23 protein-coding genes and 1 pseudogene are annotated in these 25178 nt (G+C 38.1%); 16 read left to right on the top strand and 8 right to left on the bottom strand.

Annotated features, from left to right (window positions below; all coding sequences use genetic code 11):
• Positions 1-27: 27 nt before the first annotated feature.
• The 6 genes from BLP57_RS13770 (at position 28) to BLP57_RS18080 (ending at position 11298) form a co-directional block, all read left to right on the top strand.
• Complete coding sequence (locus BLP57_RS13770; protein ID WP_092072496.1) at positions 28-1173, top strand: DUF7601 domain-containing protein; 1146 nt, start codon at positions 28-30, stop codon at positions 1171-1173.
• A gap of 142 nt (positions 1174-1315) precedes the next feature.
• Positions 1316-2236 carry a class B sortase gene (gene srtB / locus BLP57_RS13765; protein ID WP_092072494.1) on the top strand — a complete coding sequence of 307 codons (921 nt, stop codon included), beginning with the start codon at positions 1316-1318 and terminating at the stop codon, positions 2234-2236.
• On the top strand, positions 2233-2913 hold the full coding sequence (locus tag BLP57_RS13760) for a Spy0128 family protein (RefSeq protein ID WP_092072491.1): 681 nt from the start codon (positions 2233-2235) through the stop codon (positions 2911-2913). The genes srtB and BLP57_RS13760 overlap by 4 nt, the downstream gene beginning before the upstream one ends.
• A 118-nt stretch (positions 2914-3031) precedes the next feature.
• Complete coding sequence (locus BLP57_RS13755) at positions 3032-4480, top strand: Rrf2 family transcriptional regulator (RefSeq protein ID WP_092072488.1); 1449 nt, start codon at positions 3032-3034, stop codon at positions 4478-4480.
• Positions 4481-4657: 177 nt separating this feature from the next.
• Positions 4658-10624, top strand: coding sequence for a Cna B-type domain-containing protein (locus BLP57_RS13750; protein WP_242872636.1), 5967 nt, complete (start codon positions 4658-4660; stop codon positions 10622-10624).
• A gap of 449 nt (positions 10625-11073) precedes the next feature.
• Entirely contained in the window at positions 11074-11298 is a 225-nt protein-coding gene (locus tag BLP57_RS18080; protein WP_207646715.1) for a hypothetical protein, read from the top strand.
• Between the two features lie 45 nt (positions 11299-11343).
• On the opposite strand, the gene BLP57_RS13740 is transcribed toward BLP57_RS18080, so the two are convergent.
• From BLP57_RS13740 to BLP57_RS13715, 6 genes are read right to left on the bottom strand one after another with little or no spacing between them, the layout of a single operon-like run.
• Complete coding sequence (locus BLP57_RS13740; protein ID WP_092072478.1) at positions 11344-11622, bottom strand: helix-turn-helix domain-containing protein; 279 nt, start codon at positions 11620-11622, stop codon at positions 11344-11346.
• Positions 11623-11626: 4 nt separating this feature from the next.
• Positions 11627-12013 (bottom strand): dUTP diphosphatase, encoded by a 387-nt coding sequence (locus BLP57_RS13735; RefSeq protein ID WP_255363788.1) that lies wholly within the window; start codon positions 12011-12013, stop codon positions 11627-11629.
• Positions 12014-12029: 16 nt separating this feature from the next.
• Entirely contained in the window at positions 12030-12809 is a 780-nt protein-coding gene (locus BLP57_RS13730; protein WP_092072472.1) for an FAD-dependent thymidylate synthase, read from the bottom strand.
• The gene (locus BLP57_RS13725) at positions 12796-13122 is read right to left on the bottom strand and encodes a hypothetical protein (RefSeq protein ID WP_003864545.1); all 327 of its coding nucleotides are present in this window, start codon (positions 13120-13122) and stop codon (positions 12796-12798) included. Before BLP57_RS13725 ends, BLP57_RS13730 begins: the two co-directional genes overlap by 14 nt.
• Positions 13123-13151: 29 nt before the next feature.
• Positions 13152-14705, bottom strand: coding sequence for a relaxase/mobilization nuclease domain-containing protein (locus BLP57_RS13720; protein ID WP_092072469.1), 1554 nt, complete (start codon positions 14703-14705; stop codon positions 13152-13154).
• Positions 14683-15069 (bottom strand): plasmid mobilization protein, encoded by a 387-nt coding sequence (locus BLP57_RS13715; protein WP_092072466.1) that lies wholly within the window; start codon positions 15067-15069, stop codon positions 14683-14685. Before BLP57_RS13715 ends, BLP57_RS13720 begins: the two co-directional genes overlap by 23 nt.
• Positions 15070-15420: 351 nt before the next feature.
• Between BLP57_RS13715 and BLP57_RS13710 the strand changes: the two genes are divergently transcribed.
• The 8 genes from BLP57_RS13710 (at position 15421) to BLP57_RS13670 (ending at position 21254) form a co-directional block, all read left to right on the top strand.
• Complete coding sequence (locus BLP57_RS13710; protein WP_052302926.1) at positions 15421-15603, top strand: DUF6061 family protein; 183 nt, start codon at positions 15421-15423, stop codon at positions 15601-15603.
• 880 nt (positions 15604-16483) lie between these two features.
• Positions 16484-17239, top strand: a complete 756-nt coding sequence (locus BLP57_RS13705; protein WP_040015611.1) for a hypothetical protein — start codon at positions 16484-16486, stop codon at positions 17237-17239.
• 642 nt (positions 17240-17881) lie between these two features.
• Positions 17882-18295 (top strand): hypothetical protein, encoded by a 414-nt coding sequence (locus BLP57_RS13695; protein WP_242872634.1) that lies wholly within the window; start codon positions 17882-17884, stop codon positions 18293-18295.
• 115 nt (positions 18296-18410) lie between these two features.
• The gene (locus BLP57_RS13690) at positions 18411-18659 is read left to right on the top strand and encodes a hypothetical protein (RefSeq protein ID WP_005334776.1); all 249 of its coding nucleotides are present in this window, start codon (positions 18411-18413) and stop codon (positions 18657-18659) included.
• A 31-nt stretch (positions 18660-18690) separates the two neighbouring features.
• Positions 18691-19893 carry a hypothetical protein gene (locus tag BLP57_RS13685; protein ID WP_005334774.1) on the top strand — a complete coding sequence of 401 codons (1203 nt, stop codon included), beginning with the start codon at positions 18691-18693 and terminating at the stop codon, positions 19891-19893.
• Positions 19894-19926: 33 nt separating this feature from the next.
• Positions 19927-20124, top strand: coding sequence for a hypothetical protein (locus BLP57_RS13680; protein ID WP_005334773.1), 198 nt, complete (start codon positions 19927-19929; stop codon positions 20122-20124).
• Between the two features lie 19 nt (positions 20125-20143).
• Positions 20144-20425: a hypothetical protein gene (locus tag BLP57_RS13675; protein WP_092072462.1), complete on the top strand. Its 282-nt coding sequence runs from the start codon at positions 20144-20146 to the stop codon at positions 20423-20425.
• Between the two features lie 97 nt (positions 20426-20522).
• A complete protein-coding gene (locus BLP57_RS13670; protein WP_005334769.1) occupies positions 20523-21254 on the top strand; it encodes a hypothetical protein in 732 nt (243 codons plus the stop codon).
• A 220-nt stretch (positions 21255-21474) separates the two neighbouring features.
• Here BLP57_RS13670 and BLP57_RS13660 read toward each other — a convergent pair whose 3' ends face one another.
• On the bottom strand, positions 21475-22185 hold the full coding sequence (locus BLP57_RS13660; protein WP_008369915.1) for a DUF6040 family protein: 711 nt from the start codon (positions 22183-22185) through the stop codon (positions 21475-21477).
• Positions 22163-22492, bottom strand: a pseudogene (locus BLP57_RS13655) (MobA/MobL family protein); the annotation flags it as partial. The pseudogene BLP57_RS13655 and the gene BLP57_RS13660, both read right to left, overlap by 23 nt.
• A 281-nt stretch (positions 22493-22773) precedes the next feature.
• Here BLP57_RS13655 and istA point away from each other — a divergent pair.
• Positions 22774-24312, top strand: coding sequence for an IS21 family transposase (gene istA, locus BLP57_RS13650; RefSeq protein ID WP_092068772.1), 1539 nt, complete (start codon positions 22774-22776; stop codon positions 24310-24312).
• A 6-nt stretch (positions 24313-24318) separates the two neighbouring features.
• A complete protein-coding gene (locus tag BLP57_RS13645) occupies positions 24319-25095 on the top strand; it encodes an ATP-binding protein (RefSeq protein ID WP_092068769.1) in 777 nt (258 codons plus the stop codon).
• The last annotated feature ends 83 nt before the right edge of the window (positions 25096-25178 follow it).

Below are 25178 nucleotides of genomic sequence, written 5' to 3'. Positions count from 1 at the left end.
AATATTATTTACAAGGGAGGAAGCATTATGAGCATGAACAAAATGTTCAAAAAAGTGCTCGCAGTTGTTGCTGCTGGTGCCATGACGATGGGAATGGCAATGCCAACATTTGCGGCAGATGAGGGCAAGACAACGGAGGCATGGATTACTAAGACCTACAACACAGAGGTCGGAAAGGCTGAGAAGTTTAGCTTTACAGCAGAGCAGGTCAAGACAGGAACTGGTATAATTACAACAGATGCAGCGGTTACTATGCCGGAGTTATCATTTACCGATACTGAAACAGGAACAACTTCTAAGAGAGGTCAGATTACATTTCCAACATATCCAGAAGCAGGAAAGTATGAGTATACTGTAACAGAGACACAGACAGTAGATCCAGCAGTAGTTAACGGTGAGCATGAAAAAATGATCATGTCACAGGCTGAGTATACAATGGATGTATATGTTACAGATGGTGCAACTGGTACAGAAATTTCTAATATCATTGTAAATAAGACAAAAAATGATGCAGGTCAGACAGCAACTGGTAAAGTAGATATTGGAAATACAGGTACTAATGATTTCAAATTCACCAACACCTATGTACAGGAAGCAGGTACAGGCGAAAATCCGAAAAATCCAGATCCGACATATCCGGATAATGGATCTTTGAAGGTATCTAAAGCAGTTATTAATGCAAATGGTACAGCAACAACTCCTGACGATGAGTTCGCTTTCACAGCAACATTTGCATTCCCGACTGGAACAGATGCAAACACACTTGGCGGAATCAAGGCTGCTAATGGAGATACTGTTACATCTGTTGAGGGCGGAACATACACATTCAAGTTGAAAGCAAATGAAAACATGAAGTTCACTGGTGTTCCAGTAGGAACAACAATTACTGTAAAAGAGTCTGCAGCCAAAAACTACAAAGGTAGTGCAGAAATCATCATCAATGGTGCTAAACTGACTCCTGTTGCTGAAACATCATACAATACAGAACTCACAGCAGTAACGAACCAGAAGTTAGGTCAGAAACAGAATACCGTTGATGTAACCAATACATACAACGATGTACCTGTAACTGGTATCATCATGAACACTCTTCCATACGTTCTGATGATTGCACTTTGCGGTGTAGCACTGATTGCTTTTGTAGGATTCAAACGCAGAAGATTACAGAAATAATAAAATATAGCAACCAGGAAAGGGGATGTGTGCGGCGTTGCTCCGCCGCATCCCTTTTTGCTAATTTTGCGAGCAAATTGGTCAGATGAACCAGTTTTGATAAATATAAAAGAAACAGAAATGGTGAAAGGAACTTGTACATATGCTTCGGATGAAGAAAGTGCTGAAAGGAATTATCAGAGGATTAGACCATATTGTAAACTTCACAGCCTTATCGCTGATTCTTGCAGCCATGTTTCTCTCAGGTTATATGCTGTGGGACTCCCACCAGGTATACCAGACAGCAGATGCAAAGAACTATGAAGCATATATTCCGACAGAAAAGAATACAAAATCTTTTGAAGAATTGCAGAAAATCAATCCAGATGTGATTGGATGGATAAGAATCAATGATACCAACATCAATTACCCGCTGGTGCAGACAGATAATGATGAGACTTATATGAATACAGATGCGGAAGGAAACTATTCCCTGAGCGGAGCGATTTTTTTACATTGTGCAAATAAACCGGACTTTTCGGATTTTGACAATATTATATATGGTCACCATATGGAAAAACACATGATGTTTGGAGATATTGGTGAGTTTACGAAGGAACAGTATTTCAACGAACATCCATATGGAAATCTGTTCTTTGATGGTAAAAATCATGGAATCGAAATTTATGCATTGTTACAGGTAGATGCTTATAATGAGACGATTTTCAATGTGTGTCTGGACACACCAGAAGCGAAACAGGAGTATCTGCAGGAAATCGAGAACAATGTTTTATATAAAAGAGATATGAATATAACGGAAGATGATCATCTGGTTTTGCTGACCACCTGTACATCGGATATGACAAATGGAAGAAATATCCTGGTGGGACGCTTAACAGATCAGATATATCCGGAAAAAGAAAAAGCCAAAAACGTAGGTACAGGAATTGATGAACTGAAAAATGCAGTAGGAAAAGTGCCAGTTATTGTATGGTTTATCCTGATTGTCCTTGTACTGATTCTGATAGCAAGACAGATAGAAAAGAAAAGAAACAAGAAGAAAGAAGGAGAGGGAGAAGTATGAGAACAACACGTTTGACAAAAATAGCCATGGTTATATTCCTGTCCATGATATTCTTTCTGGGTGTTCAAAGACCAGTACTGGCAGCTGACAGAAACACAACAGTGAAAATACCAGTGGAACAGATATTTGAAGTAAACAATTCTGCAGATGCTGACAAAACAGGCTCTTATGTTTTAATAGCAGATCAGATACAAAATCCAATGCCGGAGGGAAGCAATAGAAGAACATTTACCTGGAATATGAGTGGTAATTCTTCTACAGAGCTGATTATGAATGTCGGACAGGTAGGAGAATATCATTACAAGCTGTACCAGGCAACAGAGAATAAAGAAAATTATACATATGATTCAAAAACCTATGATGTAACGATTGAAGGATTCTTTGATTCCAATAATGAACTGATGGCGGTAACAGTGGTCAAAAATGAAAATGGAGATAAAGTATCGAAGGTTTCATTCAAAAACTCGTATACCGGTCAAACTGGTAAAAATCAAAACCCGGTTCCATCTTCCCAAAGATCAAAGGATATTATTCATAATGGTTCGCCGGTAAAGACAGGTGATGATAGTCCGGTTGCAGGCTATTTGTTCTTATTCTTTGGCTCAGTTATCTGCCTTTGCGGATTACTCATGGAGAAGCAGAAGAACAGGAAGGAAGATGCGAAAAATGAGGCATAAGAATTGGAAAACATATTTGAAAATAGCATGTTCCTGGCTTCTAATTTTTTCTGATTCTTCCTTTTTCAATCAATGAGTTTATGTACGGAACAAAGAAAAGAGAGAGAGGTGAGCACCTATGCAGCTTACTAATACAACGGATTATGCAATCAGGATTGTCTGTTATTTGGCAATAAAAAAGCGCAGGGTTACAACGGCAAAATTAGCTTCTGAATTAAAGATTCCGGAGAGCTATATTCCCAAAATCACAAAGCAGTTAAAAAAAGAGAAGATTATTTCAGCTTCTGAAGGTATCAGTGGAGGATATGCCCTTGCCAAAAATCCAGAAAAGATTTCTTTATTTGATGTCATATCATGTATGGAATCAACAATGGCAATCAGTCGCTGTCTTGAAAAGGATGGATTTTGCTCCAGAAACTATACGGATTGCTGTAAAGTACATCAAGTCTTATTGGACTTACAGAACACTTACAATAACCGATTAGAAAATGTGAAAATCTCTGATATTATCAGACCGGGGAAAGATGAATATTTTGGGCGATTTTATATCATTCTGAAAGTTAATTTAGCGGAAAACAGTTATGAATGTATCTATTCTCATAACAGGGGGATTTATGATGATGTAAAAACTGCAGGAACATATGATGATTTTCTGAAAGTATATTGTGAAAAATATGTATGTGAAAAAGATTGTGAAAAACTGCAGGAATTTTTGAAAAGCGATTCGTTGACAGAGCATTTGAAAAAGGGCTGTTCAGAAGAAGATATCGTTTATCAAAGAAGAAGCGAGAAAAACTCAGAGACTTATGTTTGGATGGAAGTAAAAAGATTTGTGGATGAAAATGAGAAAACTGCTGTTATTACATTCCATAATGCAAAAGTTATCCCTAACACAATTGTAAATATGGAACGGGAATTAAGACAAAAAGCACAGGATGAGACAAAACAGTATTGGAAAATGGTTTCGCTTCTGGCTGCAGTGTTGAATCACAATAATCTTATAGAAACAGAACATCAGGATGATATCTGTTTTTATACAAAACAAGTGTATCTTCAACTACAGAAAAACTATCCGGAGTATGGGATTACAGAGGAAGAAATAGAAAATGTCTCTCATCTGGCTCCAATTCATGATATTGGAAAAATCCGTGTGCCGATAGAGATATTGAACAAAAACGGTAAATTAACAGCTGATGAGATGGAAATTGTAAAGCAGCATCCTCTTACAGGGGCAGAGATGACATTGCGGTTTCCACAAGGAACTACGACAGAAAAACTTAATAAGTATAGCTATGAAATATGCAGATATCACCATGAAAGATATGATGGATCTGGTTACCCGGATGGACTAAAAGGTGATGAAATACCACTTTGTGCTCAGATAGTAGGCCTTGTGGATGCTTATGATGCATTGGTCAGTGTACGCCCCTATAAAAGAAAATTAAAGCATGAAGAAGCCATAAGAATGATTGCCAACGGTGAATGTGGTGTATTTTCAAAAAAACTATTGCAGTGCTTTATAGCAGCGGCAATGCAGAAGGAATGGATAAAAAAGGCAGATAGTTGAGAAAAGTAAAATATGTTTTTAGGAGGAATTTGTGTGAAGAGGAAAAAGAGATGGCTAAGATGGATAGCCTGGACACTTTTATTGGTTTTGTGCATGAATAGCGCAGGAACGACAGTTTTGGCAGTTTCAGTGGAAGAAGAGAATATTCCAAATATGAATAGTACTCAAGAGGGTGAAATGCGCACAGAAGATTTTATTCCGGAGGAAAGTACATCATTGTCGGAAGAGACGTCGAAAGAAGAAAATACTTCGCCATCAGAAGAGACTCCTGGAGAGGAAATCACCCCGCCATTAGAAGAGACTCCTGGAGAGGAAATCACCCCGCCATTAGAAGAGATTCCGGAGGAAGAAATTACTCCATCCCAGGGAGAGATTTCAGAAGAAGAAAAAGCCTTCGAGGAGCAGATTGCACAAGAGGAATCACCGAAACTTCAGGAGATTTCCGAAGGCTTTGATATTGATTTCTATGTCATTATCGACGGAAACAAGGTAAAGCTTCAGCATAATGACATTACTGGCATTGCAACATGGAAAGACGGAAGAACTACCTATCATGGTGTTTCCATTGAGGACCTGCTCCGGATATATGAAGAATTTGGATTTGTGAAAAACAGCGAGAGTCAGAATCCGGATGCGATAAAAAAGTTTGTATCTGCATACCGGGGAAAAAGCAGGATAGAATACGGAGAAGTTTATACAGACACAAAATCCGGAAAGACCTATGTTTCTTACAATTATGGCCAGAATAAACAAGGGGAAGCGGTAGATGTTTACTACCTTCCAAATGGAAAAGGCGTTGCATTAAATTTAAAAGATTCTGTAAAAAAGGACAATTCGTTTTATTCCGTAGAGGTAAAGGGCGAAGGGCAGGATCGGATCCGTTATGCATTAACAGGAACTGTAGTGGAAGAAGCTGTGGCTGACTTTAATCCCAAATTGCCAGACCAGACAGACCAGATCGAATGGACCTGTATGGGAACAGACGATAAGGTGATAGATGGTATACGGGAATCGGGGAACCAGACGAGATTCGCAATTGGAAAAATCACACAGTCTTATGTGATCCAGAGAGCGGACCAGACAGCCTTTGATATTCAGTTTTATATATATGTGGACAATGAGGTTCGAAAGCTGCCGGCTGATTCTCTGAAAAAGGTGTATAAATGGAACCGTCAGGGCAGATGCTATTTATCTGTCAGTGATCTTGCTGAGATTTATAGAGAGTTCGGCTTGAATGCAGAGGAAACACAATCCGGACATTATTTTCCATATACAGTCCGTGGTGAGAAGACATTAGCACAGGCGACAGTGGTAACTTATAAAGGACAGCAGTATGTATCTTATAACCTGGACAAGCAGGAAGCAACTGTACCAACAGACGTTTATTATATGCCAAAAGGAGCATCTGATGGCGAAAAAATTCCGGATAATGATTCAGACCAGATTAAGCAGAATAAGAACAGTTTCTATTCGGTTACAGTGATCAATCCGGATGGAAATCGAACTGTGAGTTACTATAAGAAAGATTCTGCGGTCACAATTTCCGTTGATCCAGGAGATACGAAGGAAAGCGATTGGCTTTGTGCCAGTGAGGATGAAAATAAAACAATTTCTCCGGTAAAACAGGGCGATAAACTAACCTTTTCTATTGGGAAGATAGAGCAACCATATACGGTTGCATGCAACACTTTTGCACCAGCAACCTTGAACATTAAATTCTATACTTTTGTAAATAATGAGAGATATAATGTTCTAAACGAAGAAATTCCTGTTATAAAAGATACTACAACAAAGCCGGGAACAGTTTATTATTATATTTCTAATGATGAGTTAAAAAAGCATTTTGAAAAATTCCATTACGATGGTTCTATTCAAAATGGAGCAAAAGAGCGTTTTTATTATTCCAAGAGAGATTACGATACAATCCATAATGCAGGGAAATACACGATAGAAGGTCATGAATGTATTTATATAGGAAAGTCCGGAGAGCCGATGGATGTGTATTACCTGCCAGACGGACAGGATATTGCCACAATGAGTGCAAAGACCTTACTAGAACACGACGATGATAGATATAACGGTTTTTACAGTGTGACAGTACAGGATGACGATGGACAGGTTTACAGCCAAACAGCTTTGCGTGATCTTCCGGCAATTGATTTTGTTGCAAGAAAGTCAACACTTACAAGAACAGTTAGTACAAAGCCGCGTGTAGAAGAACAAACGCAGGATATAAACTGGGAATGCAGAGAGGAAGATGGTACTCTTTCAGCAGTTACATGGAGTAAAAATGAAGCAGAGCATACCATGAGCTTTACTATTAAGCCAGATGATGCAGTACGTCCATATGTGATTGTTCCTGATAATACAGAAAAACCGGCAGCAACAAAAGAAGCAAATATCAGTTTTTATGTATTTATCGATGGACATTATAAGCTGATAAAGAACCTCAATGCTGAGCAGCATTACATAATCAAAGCAAACAGTGGCCGAGCCAGTCGTTATTATTTGCGAGCTAAACCAGATGATACGATTTCTAAAATTTACAGTGAGTTTGGTTTCACTCCGAGCAAGCTGGAGCCCAGCGCAGATCAGAAAGAGAAGATTCTGTTTGGTTATGCGACAGACAGCCGTGTGTTTGTACAGCACCCTTATAAGGACAACGATGGTACATGGTATATTCCTGTCCTGAAAAACGGGAAAGATGTATCTGTCTATTATTTCTCACAGCCAAACCCACTGAATCCAGACAGAATCGAAAATTATTTTGATCGTTTGACAGGACTTTCTTCTCAGGTTGGGCTGGCAGGAAGACATTTCAGTGTAGAGGGAAGTTTTCATCTGATTGAAGTGTTGGATCCACTGAACCTGACCAAAAGAGAGGCGATTAAGAGACAGTATGTAGGCCATGGGGAAGCATATACTGTGGAAGTACCAAAGAGGGCAAGTTTAGAAGGTGAGTATTATGGCAAGGAGATTGTCTGGAGTTGTACATCTAATGACAGGGACGAAAATGAGGTTCTTCCGGAACCGTCCGGAGATGATAAGGTAAAATTTGAAATTCCGAATGTTAACTCATCTTATGAGGTGATCGCAGACAAACCGCTGGAGTCTGGGGCAGTCAGGGTTATCTATAATACAACTCGTTATATGAAGAAACTTCCTAAGGAAGCTAAGTTGACCCCTCAGGTTGAGAATAAGACAAGACATACAGATGATTATGAGAATGAAATAGAAGCTGGAAAACATAACGTTAAGTCACCATATCCTCTGGTTTATGATCATGAAGATAATGACAGCAAAGAGTTGGAACAGTATGAATTCGATCATTGGGATTACAGAAACAAAGACGGAAAGTGGCAGGAATGCGGTGCAGGGGATTCTATTTCTGATCTTATAAATAATAATGCAAGACAGCCAATCACCCTCTATGCAGCGTGGCGTAAGGTGAGTAACCAAAATCGAAAACAGGTACAGTTTTATATCTGTAAGTCAGCGATGCCGGAAGATGGTTCGGTAGCATTACCAACCACGAATGTAGACGATTATACAAGTGCGGTTGCCGTGGCAAACTGTAATGTGAAGGCAAGTATATTGCATGATGTTCCAGTTCTTGGAAATAAGAATCCATCTACGTGGGAACAGTATGCGGATGGAAATAAGAGAGTGCAAGAACTTTTGCAGGGAACTAAACCAGATGAGGGATATATTGGAAATGGAGACTATATCTACAAGATAGATAGAATTCCTTCCGATGAAGAGGTATTCCAGACAATTCGTGAAAGCGGACGTATGATTCGTATCGGAGACAGGGAGATTCCGCCATCGAAATTAGATACCGAATTCTTCACCATTTATTGGTATTCTTTCAAAAGTGAAATGTCCGATGGGTGGCATATTGACGGACGTATTGTAGCAAAAAATGGTTACCTGACAGTAAAGAAAGATTTTGTCGGAATGCCGGAAGCAATAGAGAAAGTCAAGAAAGATTATTATATCCAGGTAGATATGGATGAAAAGCTTTTAGATGGAAAACCTCAGCCACCTGCATTTCATGAGCATATGAAACTTGTGCTTCCTTCAGAAGATAGCCAGAAACCGGATGCAGAAGCTCCGCAAGCGGAGGATGCTCCAATAGAAGTTGTAGGTACATGGACAGATGATACACATACAAGCTGTACGTGGATCGTTAAGGCGGACTCATTCTGGAAATACACATTAAAAGAGTACAACTATAAGCCAAAAGATTCGAATGTGAAATTTTCAGGTTGGTACAATGTTCACAATTCTCATGAACAAGGAGATAATGTAAATTCATGGGAAGCATATCCAGAAAGTGGAATTCAATTCACAGGACGTGGAATTGGACGCGGTGGTGAGACTCTTACTATTGAATTGGAGAACCGTTATCAGAAAGAGGGAATACTCACACTGAACAAATTTGATGAGTCTACCGGACGGGGAATGGAGAAAATCAATTTTGCTGTCAGTAAGAACGGTGTTGAGGAGGAAACGGTAACAACTGATAAATACGGAATCGCACAACTTCACATTCCGTTACAAGATGAAAACAAACAGAACAGAACAGCAACTGAGACGTATTTGTTGCGAGAGACAAACTTACCGACGGGATATGTAGACACAGGAGATATACAGATCACAGTTGAGATTGCCAATGGAGCATTCAAAATCACTGATGCAAAACTGGTGGATAGGGAGGCTAACGAAAATCAGGAGGCTGTTAAGGCACCAGTTGATGGTAAGATAGACGGAAAATCTGTTCTGCTTCAGCGAGGAGATACCAGCCTTAATATCCGAAATTTTGCTAAAACAGGCACTCTGCATATCAAAAAGACATGGGAAAATCCAAATGATGCACTGACGGAAAAACAGGTGAAAATCAGATTGTATCAGAATGGAATTTCTACAGGACAGGAATTCTTGCTGAATGAAGAGAACGGATGGGAACACACAGTCGACAATGTTCCACTATTCCAGGACAGAAATCCGGTGGAATATAAGGTGGAAGAAATCGAGATAGGAAAGACACATTATTCTTCGGACTACGGGGATGGTTTCCTATATTATGAAGTTATTTATCCAGAGATTCAGTATTTCGATTCAAATGGACAACAAATATTCCCGAAGGATGAGAATGAGTTCAAGGATGTTTCCAAGATGGAACTGGAAGTGCAGAATCTGCATTTCAATCTTGCTGAACGAAGTTTCTTAAAGACGGATGATCTTCCAAGAAACCGACTTGCTGGTGCAGGTTTTCTGTTCTACAAAGTACCGTATGATGATGTTACGAAAGAATATGCGGATGATACAGGATATACAGTAGATTATGACAATACACAGAGCAAGGACGATATCGTTCTGAAAAAGGATGGAAAAACGTGTACGACGTATCGTTCCTTAGAAACAGATGAAAATGGAATGCTTCAATTACCGGAGGACTTTGAGAACGGACGATACTGGATGGTAGAATCTGTTACTCCAAACAAAAAGGACAAAGCAGATAAAACCAAAACACAGTATCAGGATAACTTTAATTTATATATGGTCGATGTAGAATCCGATATTTTATTCCTATATGAGAAATCACCGATGACAAATACCTGGAGAGCTGTTTCGGACAGACATATCGTCAATCATCCGCAAAAAGGCGGGGTGACGGTTGAGATTACAAAGGAAGTCACTGGTCCACTTGGAAACCGCAAGAAGCCATTTGATATGGAAATTCTCTATTGGGAAGATGGTCAAAAGCTGCGTAGCAAGACAATTAGAACTTCTTTGAAACATGGAGATAAAGTTACATTAAAAAATGTAGATATATCTTCGGATATCATAATAACAGAAACTGTTGATACATCAAAATACGCTGTTTCGATTTCTAAAAAAGAAGAGAATGATAAGTATTCAAATCCAGTGCAGGCAACATCGAATGGAAATACAGCTGTCATGAAACAGCGGATTGAGGCTGCACGAGGAGACGTGATTGAGTTAAAAATCACAAACGAAAACACACAATTAATACCGGAAACAGGGGTTCGTCTGGAAACAAGCAGGCATGTATGGTTACTATTTGCCATAAGTATTATCATGATTCTGTTTTTCAGAAGAAGACGGAAAATAAGATAAACACTGCTATGGAACAAAACTTGCAAAAATACATCAGACATTTTACATGTTTGTTGCATTGGAATAAAAAAATAAACCACTATAATAATGGTATGCTCCCCGTCAAGAGGACAATAAAAATAATAAATTTTTGTATCGTCAGCCATGCTATGGCTGGCGATATTTTAGTTTGCGCGCCATGGGCGCGCTCTAACGGATGAAAGTCCCGAACACGCCTAGGCGACAAGGAAGTGTATAGCTGAACAGCAAGGGTGTCTATCGTAAGGTAGAATCTGAAGGAAGCTGTAAGCAAACTCTTGGTCCGACGGACAGAAATCACATATGAGGCTAGGTTCCGCTTGGTAAGTCTGCTAAATAAGACAAAGCCGTAAAGTTGCCGTTTGTAGGAACCGAGTAAATGTGGCGGATATATGAGAGGAAAGAGCGTGCACCTTAATAGAAATTTTCTGATGCAATTTTTAGTAACAAGTTGCAAAAAAATGAAGGTGTATCATGTTGGTGACTCCCAGAATCGGGAAATGATTTTAGATAAATTCAGATTAGCTCTTTTAAATGAAGAGTATATTATTTCCACGGATATTCAGGAAATATTAGGACGTGGTTCTGTCTTGTCATTCCGGCAATCATTGCTGTATAAATTTTCTAAATCAAAGTTAGAGAAAATGTCTGCATAAAACAAATTCGTTTTACGCAGACGTTTTTTAGCTAGCGGGGAAAAATCAACCCAACTCTGCCCCAAGTTCATACCTCCAATACTCCGCGGCCTCATATTCTCTGGGTTCTGAGAGTACCGGTACGGTAAAGAGTTCAACCGGAACACCGAGTGTTGATGCGAAGAGTTTCATAAGATCCTCTTTCGGTGTTCGGACATCGCTTTCGTACTGAGCAATCCGGACATCGGCACAGCTGTCGGGAAAGCCAACAGCCATGCCAAGTTCTTTCTGAGTAAGATGATTTTTCTGTCTTAAGTGTTTTAATTTTCTTCCAAATGTAATCATAGTATTATTCTCCTGTACTTCCAAATGCCCCAGTTCCTCGTCCTTCACCAAGGTCCAGGACAAAGTCTGCGATTACGACTGGTGTGATTACCAGCTGACCGACGCGTGTGTCTTTATGAATGATCTGAGAAGATGTGCTCACGTTGCTGATAATGGCATGGATCTCACCACGGTAACCGGAGTCAATCGGTGGAAGTTCGCATACCAGTCCTTTTGCAGCCATGCTGCTTCGTGGAAAGACATATCCGGCAAATCCATCCGGGATGATGAGACCAAATCCAAGCGGAATTCTCGCAATCTCACCTGGTTTTAATACGCAATCATAAGGCATGAATACATCAGCACCGGCATCATTTTCATGTGGCCGGAAGGGATGATGATCTGCTTTCAGACCAAAGTCAATCAGTTTAATCTTTATAGCTGCTCACCTCCCTTCTGATGAGCAATGGATAATCTGCTTTTAAGATATCTGATGGCATCCAAAGTTTTGAAATAGGATTCTGGCAGGACATCTGTTTTTCCATGCAACTTCCTCTCTGACAGAATGGACCAGTCAGATCCGGTGCAAAAAGGATCGGGCTTAATTTGTACAATCTTTGCCAGATATAGAGCATCACAATCCTGGTTTCATCCGTATTCCTTCTGCAGGTTCTCTGGCCGATCATATGCTTCCACTGGTAAGGTGTCGCACTGATGATCAGTACGTTTCGAAGTCCCTGAGGTGTAGCATATCCGGCTGAATCATGATCAATGCCTAAGGCACAAAGCTCTGCATAATGATCCAGATCTGACTGACAGCTTTTCTTGTAAATATCCTGGATTTCTTTATCTGCTTTCATGATTCCATATGGAATAGCAAATGCAGCATGACCGGAATAATTGCTGTACTGCAGAGATGCACTCATGTACTTTACTTCGTTCTGATGTCTTGTGATCTGTGCCAGGAAGCGTCTGCTTGCACCAACAACAGCTACGGTAATGACCATGAATTTCTGTACTGTTGGATGGGGAAGTCCTGCAATGTTTTCTACGGTCTTCTGACTGTAGGATTGATGGTAAAGATCCATCAGATCTGCCATGTTCTGGATCGTATGACCGTGTTGTGTGAGCCTGGCAGCAAAGACCATATTCTGTTCTGCTTCCCGGATTCCATAGCAGTTTAAGATAGCTGTTTCAATGTGATCCATAGGCCTGCTCCTCCTTTACCAGAGCTTTTAAAAGGATCAGATAATTGATGCAGTCTGTGATTTTTTCATCCCACTGTTCCATGTCAAAATGTAACAGAGTGGAATAACACATATCGTAAAGGGATACGACATGTTTCGACATCATACCGGCCAGTGCTGCTTTTGGATCGCAGTTTTGTAAGGCGGCAGCAATCTTGAATGCACTGAGGCGGTCAATATTGTCACCGGTATATTCTTTCTTTTTATGTGCCAGAATATCGGCACACTTTCTCATCTGAAGTTCAAATACAATATTAAATTCTTCTTGTGTCATGTGATAGTTCCTCCTTTGTTTTGTGATGGTTATCTTTCGAGATCCTTGGTTTTTGATCTTACTGGTTCCGGAATCTGCATCTGAAGAATGAAATCAACATTCTGATCGGCAGTATCCAGATCTTTTAATTTTTCTTTCAAGCTGCTTATTGCTTCTTCTTCGGAAGCTATCTGCTGTTGCAGTTTTTCTTTTTGTAAAGTCAAGGTTTTTAGGCTTGTCATCTTTCCATCCTGATAAAAGGATCTCAGCCAATCTCTGGCTTCTTCATATTTCTGAATTTCCTTCGCATGTTCTTTCCGGTACTTTCCTTTGTACTTTGCTTTTGAAAACTGGGAATAAACTTCCTTATTTGCATGGTACTGTCCGGTATAACGGATCTGATTGGTGAGGATCCTTAGATCGGAACGATGCTGAGCAACCTGTGTCTGCATTTCTTTTAGTTCCTGCTTTGAGGCAAGCAGTGTGTTTTTCAGATCTGACTGCGTATCAAATCCATGTTCCTGCACATAGATAATGGTATTTGCCATTTGCTGCAGGTTAGAAAGTTTTACCCGATGAGCATAAGCCGGGCTCTGCATTGCTTTCACATTTGTCTGGAGATTTACAACCAGGCGCAGGTGAGATCTGATGTAGAGAATGGCCAATGGATCCTTGCGTAAGAAGGTCTGTTCCAGGTGTTCTTTTCCATATCGTGTTCCAAGTGCACGTTCAGAAATCCGCTTCTGTCGATCAGGATGAAGATAGCTGTATCTGCCACGATGCTCAATCACAGAGATCTGAAATAGTTCCAGAAGTTTAGATTGGAATTCATCAAAATTACTGGAAGTGACAGCACATTCATCAATCGCTTGTCGCAAATATTCTTTCTGCGTAAGGAATACGGTGGATGTTGGTTTGAGACCATCTTCGATAATTTTCCGATTGATCTCATCTATTGTTTGCTGGCCGTGTTTCTGTGCCATATACTCTTTCTGAGTGATTTTTCTTTCAGCCGGAGCAAGAAGATCTATCTGGTGAAGTCCTTCCTGTAGGCAACGATCCATGACAGTTTTCTTAAAAGTGTTCATGAATTTATCCGTGGAACGATGCTTGTATCCGGCAACTTCTTCATGTGGTTTATCCATATAAGGCTGCCTTTCCACTGCAGTCTTCCTCACACTGTTGATGACGATGTGAGTATGGATATTTCCGGATTCATTGTGGCCATCGGTGTGAGTAACTACCAGTGCCTGATATCCGGGAAACATCTGCTTTGCAAGTTCCAAACTGATTGTCTGTGCTCTCTCACCGGTAAGTCCATTTTCTGTAACATCGGCTGGATCATAGCTGATAATGTAGTGGTGACTTTTGATATCTTCACGTTTCTTGTTTTTGTGAAAATGAGCATTTGTCAGTTCACATTCCTTGTCAAAAGACATCGGATCACAGTTCAGACCATCCATATAAAACTCTTTTCGCAGGATGCTTCGACCGGATTCATCTACAATCTTTTTTCCGGTTTTTTCATCATGTTCAAACAGAAGGTAATTAATAGCAGCCGAGTAATTTGCATTTCTGCTTTTAATGTGTTTTACGATTGCCATTCATACCACCTGCCAGTTTCAGTACCTCTTTTCTCAATAGGAATAAGTCCGTGATGCACTGATGGATTTCATTTTCTATAGCACGAGACTGACTGCCACCACTGTTAAAATGCTTGGCGATCTGATTGAGATTCGATCCGATTTTTCCATATTCACTGACCAGTTTTCTGAGATCATTCATGTCTGCAACAACTTCAATCTGATGATGGATTTGCTTTTCCAATAGAAGTTTCCTCAGATATTCTGATCGGCTAACAGATAAACAAGCAGTGCCTTGGTCTAATAAATCCAGTTCGACATCTGTAAGACGTAATCCTATAAAATGTCTGTGATTCAGTTCTTTATCTTTGTTTTTTGTTCTCATACTCCTCCTTTCGCTGAGACTATTCCTCCCGCCGGGAATCCACGTATTTCAATATCGGCTGTCCCTTCCGATATTAGAAATAGTGCTGTGAACACCTTTAGGTGGAACCAACAGACAAGTGAAACGTCTGTTATTGAGAGGGTATGGGGAGATCCCCATCAAGATAAATCCCATAGGAGAACAGGATGCCAAATGGCAATACTGTTAAACATGGGTGGATCTTGCTCTGTATGTGTACCCCTCTATATAACGAAACGCTGAGAGCCTGTTTTACAGTGGGGGAAAAGAAAAAATATCAAAAAAATGATGATTAATGGTGAGCTTGTGATAGAATGAAAAAAAGAGAAAAGCATAAGTGTTGGATATATGCTTCGCATTGATTGCTGGGGAGCTGAAAAAGATTTAAAAACCACATATGGATCAGAATGTGCGCTTACTTCATTGGCTGTGGATGAGCCTTTAGAATATGCAAGATTATATCTCGATGGCAATTTACAGATGTGGATAGATTCAGAAGATTCACTTGAATTATAGAACAAGAATAACGGGTAGAAAACTTCTGATGCCCATTTTACAAGGGGTTCGAGTTTTTTATGTCTGCTGGCGCTATTTCTCTGCTGGAGTACTATTTTCGGGATAATGGCGAAAGGCTTTAGCGGTATAGTTAGAAGCACCGTTTCCATATTTTGTATTGGTTATGGTTTTTATATAATCGCTGGAATAATAGTCAATTGTAGAGCAAATGAAATAGACACAGGGGATTAAGGAAGAGTTGAAGGCAGATAAACAGATGGAATGGGTAGCAAATAAATACTATACAAGAGTGTGAAAAGGGAATTTTGAATAAGGAGATGATTTGGCAATAAGGTGCAGTAATCTGGTGGAAAGCAAGTCTGAAAATGGCTTGCTTTTTGCTTTACAATGTGGTTAGTTGATGTATATAATTATGATAAAGAGATAAAATTGATTTTTATATTTTGGTTCGATATTGTGATGCAGTTTTTATCCCAAAAAGAGTAAAAATCGAATTATCCGCATAAACACAGGGATTTTAAGCAATATGAAACAAAAAATAAAAGAATTTTACCACTAATTTACTACGAATGAAAGAACCTTGATACGACAGAGAAAACAGCATAAATAAAGGCAAAATTGGCATTTCATACAGAATATGAGATGTCTTTTTTGTTGCTGTAATACAGTATAACTATTCTTTTTCTGCTTGATTATTAATCATTTTTTAGGACATGAATTGTCAAGAGCTTGTTGCGTAGCAATGTTTACACTCTTGATAATTTATGGAATAAAAAATATTCTGACAGATACTAGAAAAGTGATGACTACTCAATTTTCTAATGATATAATATGATAAATAATAATAGATAAACTTGAAGTGATTAAGGAAGTGTATGCCATGAAAAAATTTTTGAAAATAATGTTAATCATAATTGGAGCGATTTCTTTGATTTTTGTAGCTCTGATAGGGATTGGGTTATTTGTTGATGTTGAATATGATGACCATATTGAAAATGGTCGTTATACTTATGTTCCGGAAGAAGAAAATAAAGATAATGAATACGTGGAATTTACGATAAATGATTATGATAAAAATAATGCCAAGCTTGTATATTATGACACGATTGAAGAAGCTATTCAACTTTCCACTTTGAATGCTGAAAATGAGGAACTTTCGGTTCCTGCTGATTTTCTTAATCATGTTGATGAAACCTTGCATATATGGCAAGGCAAAAAATATGATACGATTTTCTATCGGGCTGGAAATGATAACGATGATATTCAAGGCTTAGTAATGGCTCGTTGTAAAAAGCAGATACAGAATGGGCATACACAATACGCATTTATAAATGCTACACCGGTTACAACGAAACGAGATAGAATTTTGTTAGATGATATTACAGAGCTTATTCACTCTTCTTTGAAATTAAGTGATTTCCAACAAGACTTAAACCCCGATTATCCAAGCAAGCGTTTTGTTTACGGCTATGCACATGATAAAGAAATCTATTCATTGGAAGTAGAAGGACAAAAACCGGACGGTGTAATTGAAATCAATGTATATGACAGAGTCATGTATCTATGGTATTACAATGACTTACAAAGTAACAAAAGAGGTGACTGTTTAAGCTATTCGGTAGATGTACCTAAATAAAATGACATTTTTACATAATACTATATTATTAGTTAGGCAGACGGAGTGATCCAGACACGGTGGCAGGAAAATCTTTCAGATTTTTCTGCCATGTCTTGCAAGTGGCTGGTTTACTTCGTCTGTGAGCGAGCCTGTGGCGAGCGAAGATTAAGCCCCCGTTATCTAACAAGGGGGGCACAAAAAACAAAAGACACTATACACTAACAGGCGGAAAACGCTGTATTTACAAGGCAAAACCGCATTTTATAAGATGTGATATAAAAAGTATCTATTTCACAAAAGAAAAACAATAAATTTAAACATTATAATATTTTAATTTTTGTGGTAATGATATGCAAACTTTTTAGGAGGGAAGATATGGATTGTAAAATGACTGATATTATTGCTATTATTTCAAGTATCATTGCTATTGGTTATTCAATTTATTCCATAATTACTAAAAGTTATATTCGTCAATACAACCTTGAAAAATTTGAACATTTTTCTTTAAATCAGAAGAAAGTTTGTATTGTTTTCAATTTTATTATGACACTTATAATTGGGATAAGTGGGGTGTATATATTGCTATTATACTTATTCTAATGGGATTGAAAGCATTTATGTAGCAAATAGCAAAATTTTATAAGTGAAACGAGGTACTCTATGGAAAAAAAGGAACTTATCAAACTATATTTACAAAATATGGATAAAATGTTTGGATATGCCAACATGAACGCATATATTGATGAGCGATTAAAGAAGTATACGAAATACTGTCAAAGTAAAAAGCCAGAAGAACAGATTATTATATGGCTGAAATTATTGCATGAAAATTTCGGAAAAAAGATTGTTTATTTAGGAAGTTACTTAGCATTACAAGAAAAGGATATGAGCTATTTAAATAATGCGTTCAATTCGGCAGTAACATGGGGACAACTCACAATAACAAACAGCGGTTGCGACCATTCCATTCACGCTTGGAATATTTTACCACATATATTCTGTGCAAACCGCTTTCGTGACATTGAAAAAATATTTCCAAAAGAAAACGGACTTAGTAAGAATGCAGATTTATGAGTGGTTATAAGAAGTATCTGCCAAAAAGAAAACACCGATAAAGCCTGTAAAATAGGGATATATCGGTGTTATAAGAACTTATGAAAAGATAATTAGAAATTTATTTTATGTTTTAATGGACAAAACAATTGTCAAGGATGGATGGCTATATAGAAATGGATTTTTAAGGAAGAACTGTAAAATAAGATTAACGGATATTACCCAGATGAAAAGAAAAAAGAATTTATTTGGAGAAGCTCTTATTTTATATAAAAATCAGAAAAAAATCGCTAAAATTTCTGCCCGAAATAGAAATGTGGACTGGCTGCAAGTAAAGATTGCAGAAATAAAAAAGGATAAGAAGAAATTAGAACGTAAAAAATGAAAAATGTGAATCATATAGGGAGATTGAGTTTATGGATAATGTCATTAGATTAAGTAAATTTGTAAAAAATTTAGGAATAGTAACAACAGTTCTTTTTTTAATAATCGTACTGGTAACATTTGTTACAGGAAATATGGGGGTTGCGATATGTTTTATGCCTTTTGTATTTTTAGGTATTGCTTTAATTTTGGCATACAAGAAACAAATAATTGTAGTAAATGAAGATGAAATTGTATTTAGCTATCTGGTTAAGAAAACTCAGCATATAAAATATAATGATATTCGTTGTATTTTAATGATTCCATTAAATGGTAGAACAGATGTCATATTAATTGATAAGATGTACAATAGACTTGTTACTCTGGAGCAAGTGTATGTAAATTATGATATTTTATATGATACACTTATAAAACATGAAATAGATCTTGTGGATTTTGGTGAGTTAGTTGAACAGAACAAAGATGTATCAAAGTATGTACCTGCTTTAAACTGGATAGAAAAGAATTTCTATAAATCTATATGTAATGAGAATACAACTATCAAAAATATGTCAAAAACAATAGAAAAAGAAAAGCGTAAAAAAACAAAGCAATTTTTAAAAGCTTTAGGTTGGATTCTAATAATTGCTGATGCGGTAGCATTTTTTATTGGTGGCAAAACAATGTTAGTTATATTTATAATGGTTTTGATGATTACATATGCAGTGTATATAAAATATTATCCATATATATTTATAGAAGTCACCACAAAAAAAGGACAAGAACTGGCGTATCAATTACCATTTATGGGTGCAGCAATAGCAATGCTTTTATCCCTGAATACGAGTAAACTCTTTAATTATGAATTTGGAAACTATATGAAGATTACGGCAATTATTACTGCTTTACTTGCACTGCCATTTATTATTAAATCTTTAAAAACAGATGTACCACAGAAATTTGGACGTAAACTTTCAGTTGTATTTGCTGCTTTTATAATCGCATTTACAATTAGCTTTCCAATAAATTTTTTATTTACATTTGATGGGGCAACTCATGAAATTGCAATTGTAACAGACAAAAAGATTAGCAGTGGTAAAACTAGAGATAGAGAGTTATATGTAAGTTGTAATGGTAAAAGAGAAATATATACTGTTTCAAACAGTGAATATGAAAATACATCAATAGGCGATAGTAAAAGAATTTGTAGAAGAAAAAGTGCATTAGGATTGGAATATAGTACGATACATGATTAATATTTATTTAAAGATAAGGAAGGAATATATAAGATGAAAATATTGTTAGCAGTAGTTGGAGGATTATTATTACTGATATTCCCTTTTATAGTTATGAAAAAAGCAAAAGTAACAAAAGAAGAAAATACTGATGAAGCAAGGAAAAAATTTAATGTGTTTCTCATTTGTATGATACCTGTTCCTCTAATAGGCTTCATATTTCTTTTAATAGGGCTTAGAAGTTTTTTATAAAATTAAATAAAGGAGAAAAATGTTAAAAAACAATGATATATTAATACCAGAAGCCTGCTATGCAGATTTATGTAAGGTGGGTTTTTTTGAAAGAAAACAGGTTAAATTAACAATTATATGGAATGAAAAAATAAGCAGAAATAAACAAATACTTACACTTAAGAAGTTATATCCTGAATTAAATAAAGTGTCTACAGTTGAAAGCTATAAAATTACAAAAAAACGAAGAAATGGCAATTTGCAGAGATGGGATGGGGATTTGCTGTTGACTTTTCGCATAAAGCAGAAAAAGCGGGGATAAAAATATTGTTAGAAGAATAACTAAAAATCTTGCTAATGTATAAGTTAAGTAAAAAATAGAATGAAAAATAATCATATAGCAGAGGAGATTGGGTAATATGAAGGAACAAAAGAAATCTTCTTGGGGAGCGGTTCTGGTGTCATTTTTAAAGGAATTTCTATTAAACTCATTCGAAGCCCCAGGTCATCTTTATTATGATGAAAATTTAACTAATGAAGGAAAAAGAAAGAAAAATTATATTTGGAGGGTGCTTCTACTGGTGACTGCGGTAGGAGTAGCTTTGCTTCCTGTTATAGCTTGGAACATGTTTGTTCCAGATGTGCTATGGGCAAAAATAGTTACCGTTGTAGTGTGTGAAGGCTATGTTGTTTTTATAGTAAGTATGGAGATTATCCAAATAAAGGATGAGCTAAAGGAAGATATGTTAAAAATAGGGGGATATAAAATTACTCCCAAAGGAAGTATTTCCCTATTTAAAGAAATTGATTTTAAGATTGCTCAAACAGAGTATTCTTATACAATATTGATTTCTAAGAAACCTTTAAAATGGCTTTATAAGAAGTTTTATGTTACAATCTATGGAAGACATGGAAAAGTAAAAAAGATTGAATTGGTTCGAGCAGACAAAAAGTATTCTACGAAATATGAGACAATGAATGGTACAGTCTTAGAAAAGTTGCAAGAAGAAAATAATAGGTTTTTAAGGAAATGCTTAGGTACTCCCAGTAAAAAGAGTATGACAGGCGTCGAATATTATTATGAGTGGGGACAAATACAATCCTTCTATGATGATCGTTCTTGTCAAACAGGAATTGTAATTATGTTTTAAAATAAGGAATATTGTATCTCTTGCTTCCGTATGCAGAAAGATTACATCGGTACAGAGAAATGTGGTAGTGATACACCAAAGAACACAGGCGAAACCTTATATCTCGGTTCCACAAGTAGCGAATCTTTCAAAAGAGAGAGATGGGTAAAACTTCGCTGTTTATATAATAGTAGGGGACGATGTTTTTATCCCCTGCTATTATACGTTTTTTAGCATGTTTTCACCAATATTGCTTGGTACCTAACCGATTTTTCAAATAACATCTGATTCCAAGATATACTCCCTGAGAAAGTACGAAAAGCAATAGAAGATTTACGGAAAGTGCTTTTTTAATTGCTTCTCCAAAATAAATGATGACAGCAGTACTTGTCAGTATCATCAGTAGAGTAATAACATCCCAACAGTTTTTCTTATATAATTCTATAACCTTTATTTCTATCAGTATCGCCAGTATCCCTGTCCCTGCCACACATATTCCGACAACCAATATCAGAAATAACCAATATACCATTCCGGCTATAAAAGGATTTGGAATTTTTGTGCTAATCTGTGCCACAGATTGCCCGGCATCAATTGTCCAACCGATAAAAGTTTGTAGGAATGACGCTGCATCATGGAAGAATGATTTACAATCGGAAAGGAACACATCGGACTGTACTGCCTGAAAAAGAGTGGTTGTCAGCGAATACCATGCAAGAAGGAACAAGGTTGTTTGGAACATTACCGTTTTTGCTTTATACTGTCCGGCAAGTCGCTCTTTTTGTGTTCCGTATTTCGCTTTTTCATTCTGATAGGCTGTCCGGTCACAGGATTCACATTTTTCATAGAGTACCGGCTTTTCTACCGGTATCTCTACGATTTTCTGATGTGTCCGGGCATAATCCCGTTGTTGTGTTAAACAGCGTATTTTATTTTGATATTCCCCGATCATGACGTTTGCGCTTCGCAGCTTCTCTTTCTCGTTCCGCAATGCTCTGTCTGCCAGCTTCAAGTCGTTCTTTAATGCTTGAATATTCCCGGCTCTGTTCTCTTTGTTTAATTTCTCGTTCAAGATCAGAGATTCGTTGAGCTGCGTCTTCAGTTCCACGATAAGCTGGTCTTTCTGTTCCAGTTCTTCTTGTATCTCCTCGGTCAGGAGCAGAAGCTCTTCCAACTGTTCGGCGTTCTTTAATTCTCTGGATTCGTTCATCTATATCACGTCCTTTCTCTATCTGCTGTTCCAGTTCAGCAATTCGGTGTTATCCTCTGCTGATTTGGTCGTTTCAATCAATACGCTACATTCTTCCATCGTAATTCAGCCCTTTCTTTTTAATTTTGAATATGAAAAAAGCAGTCGATCATAAATGAAAGGCTGCTTTAATGAATAATCCGGGCTCCGTGTCCCTGCTGTCCGGACTCAGGAAACCGTAAATCCGTTTTTGAGGAAACCACCATTCCGGTAGTGGAAACCTTTATTCTATATCCTTAGAATGTAATCATGCACCAAATGGTGTAAATACATTTTAAGGAGGTCACAGTCATGACCAAATATCGAGAGATTCTCAGACTTAAAAGCCTGAATCTCAGTCAGCAAAACATTGCTAACAGCTGCAATGTATCAAAAAAGACAGTAAACCGTGTCTTAAAGCGTGCAGAAGAACTGGGTATTTCCTGGCCGCTTGCAGAAAATGACACGGATGCTGCCCTTGCAGAAAAGTTTTTCCCTTCTGCAAAGCAAACCACATCCACTAAGCGGATGCCGGACTATGATTACATCCGTAAGGAGCTACTCCGTAATGGAGTCACTAAAAAGCTCCTGTGGACAGAATACATGGAAGACTGCCGTGCCAATGGCGATGAACCGCTCATGTATTCACAATTCTGCTATCACATCCAACAGGATGAGCAAAAGCGACGTGCTACCATGCATATCAACCGCAAACCCGGTGAACAGGTGGAAGTTGACTGGGCGGGTGATCCTGCAACAATCATTGATCCTGATACCAGAGAGATTATCAAAACCTATCTATTTGTTGGTGTGATGACATACAGTCAGTATGCGTATATAGAAGCATTTCTGGATATGAAACAAAAATCATGGATCACTGCTCATGTCCATATGTACGAGTTCTTTGGCGGTGTTGCCAGAATTCTCGTGCCGGATAACTGCAAGACAGCAGTTGTTCACAATGGCGGCTGGAAAGACCAGCAGATCAATGAAACTTATCAGGAACTGGCTGAGCACTACGGTACAGCAATCATTCCGGCGCGTGTCAGAACTCCCAAGGATAAGCCGAATGCAGAAGGAACAGTAGGGAATATCTCTACCTGGATAACAGCAGCCCTTCGAAATGAACAGTTCTTTTCCCTTGCCGAATTGAATCGTGCAATCAGAGAAAAGCTTGAGCAGTTCAACCAAAGGCTCTTTCAAAAGAAAGAGGGAAGCCGGCTCAGTTTATTCCTTGAAGATGAAAAGCCATTACTGGCACCGTTACCCGCTTCCCGTTTTGAACTGAGCGACTGGAAAACAGCCACCGTTCAGTTTAATTATCACATATCTGTGGACGGAATGCTATACTCAGTTCCTTATGAATACATCAAAAAGAAAGTTGATGTAAAAGTAACAGATACCACCATTGAAATTTTTTACAACCATAACCGAATTGCCTCCCACCGCCGTCTGAAAGGACGACCTGGAAAGTACAGCACTGTCACGGAACATATGCCGGAAGACCATCAGAAATATCTGGAATGGAACGGCGACCGATTCCGCAAATGGGCTGAGCGAATTGGGATAAACACGTACACTGTGGTCAATGCGATACTAACCTCCAAACGTGTGGAACAACAAACTTACCGAAGTTGTATGGGACTTCTGAAGCTTACGGATAAATATTCAGAAGCTATGTTGGAAGCAGCCTGCAAAAAGGCGTTATCCTATACAGCATCGCCAAGTTACAAGAGTATCAAAAACATCCTTGTAACAGGTTCTGTAAAACAGGAATCAGAAGCATCGGATTCCAAGACCACACACAAAGCACGCGGCATCACAAGAGGTGCTGACTACTATCGGAGGTAATCACATATGACAAATCAGAGTACAATAGATAAATTAATTGAGATGCGTCTTACATCAATGGCAGATGCATTTCGCAACCAACTCAATGATCCTGAATTTAAGGAAGTTGCATTTGAAGATCGTTTTGGGATGCTGGTAGATATTGAATACAGCAACCGTAAGAACAACCGCCTGAAACGACTGATTCATAATGCCGGATTCGACCAACCGGAAGCAAATATCATGGATATCAATTATACTTCCGGACGTAAACTTAATAAAAACCTCATTAGCAGGCTTGCTACCTGCGAGTATATATCGGAACACCGGAATCTCTTTATTACCGGTGCAACAGGCTGTGGAAAAACCTATATGGCTTGTGCTTTTGGCATGGAAGCATGTAAACGGTATTTCACTACTAAATATATCCGCCTTCCAGATCTGCTTATTGATCTTGAGATTGCACGGTCAGAAGGGAATTACCGAAAAGTTCTTGCCAAATATGCCAATCCACTGGTGCTTATTCTTGATGAGTGGCTTCTTTTGAAACCTACTGAAATCGAGCAAAAGGACATTTTTGAACTTTTGCATCGGAGACGCAAGAAATCATCTACGATTTTCTGCTCTCAGTATGGATTCGAAGAATGGTATGATCAGCTTGGTGGTGACGACAGTCCATTGGCCGATGCGATTATTGATCGAATCGCACATGACAGCTACAGGATCAATATCACAAGCATTGATGCTGAGCATGATATCTCTATGAGAGAGGTGTATGGCTTGGATAAAATGTTACGCGAGTAAACTCGCATAAGCGGTTCCCGCATTACCGGATAGACGGTTTCCCGTCTGCCGGATTTGCGGTGTTACCGCACAGGAATATTCAT

Source organism: Blautia sp. SF-50 (assembly GCF_900101315.1).
GTDB lineage: Bacteria > Bacillota > Clostridia > Lachnospirales > Lachnospiraceae > Blautia_A > Blautia_A fusiformis.
Note: the sequence above shows the minus strand (reverse complement) of the source record. Positions and strands in the feature narration are given on the sequence as shown.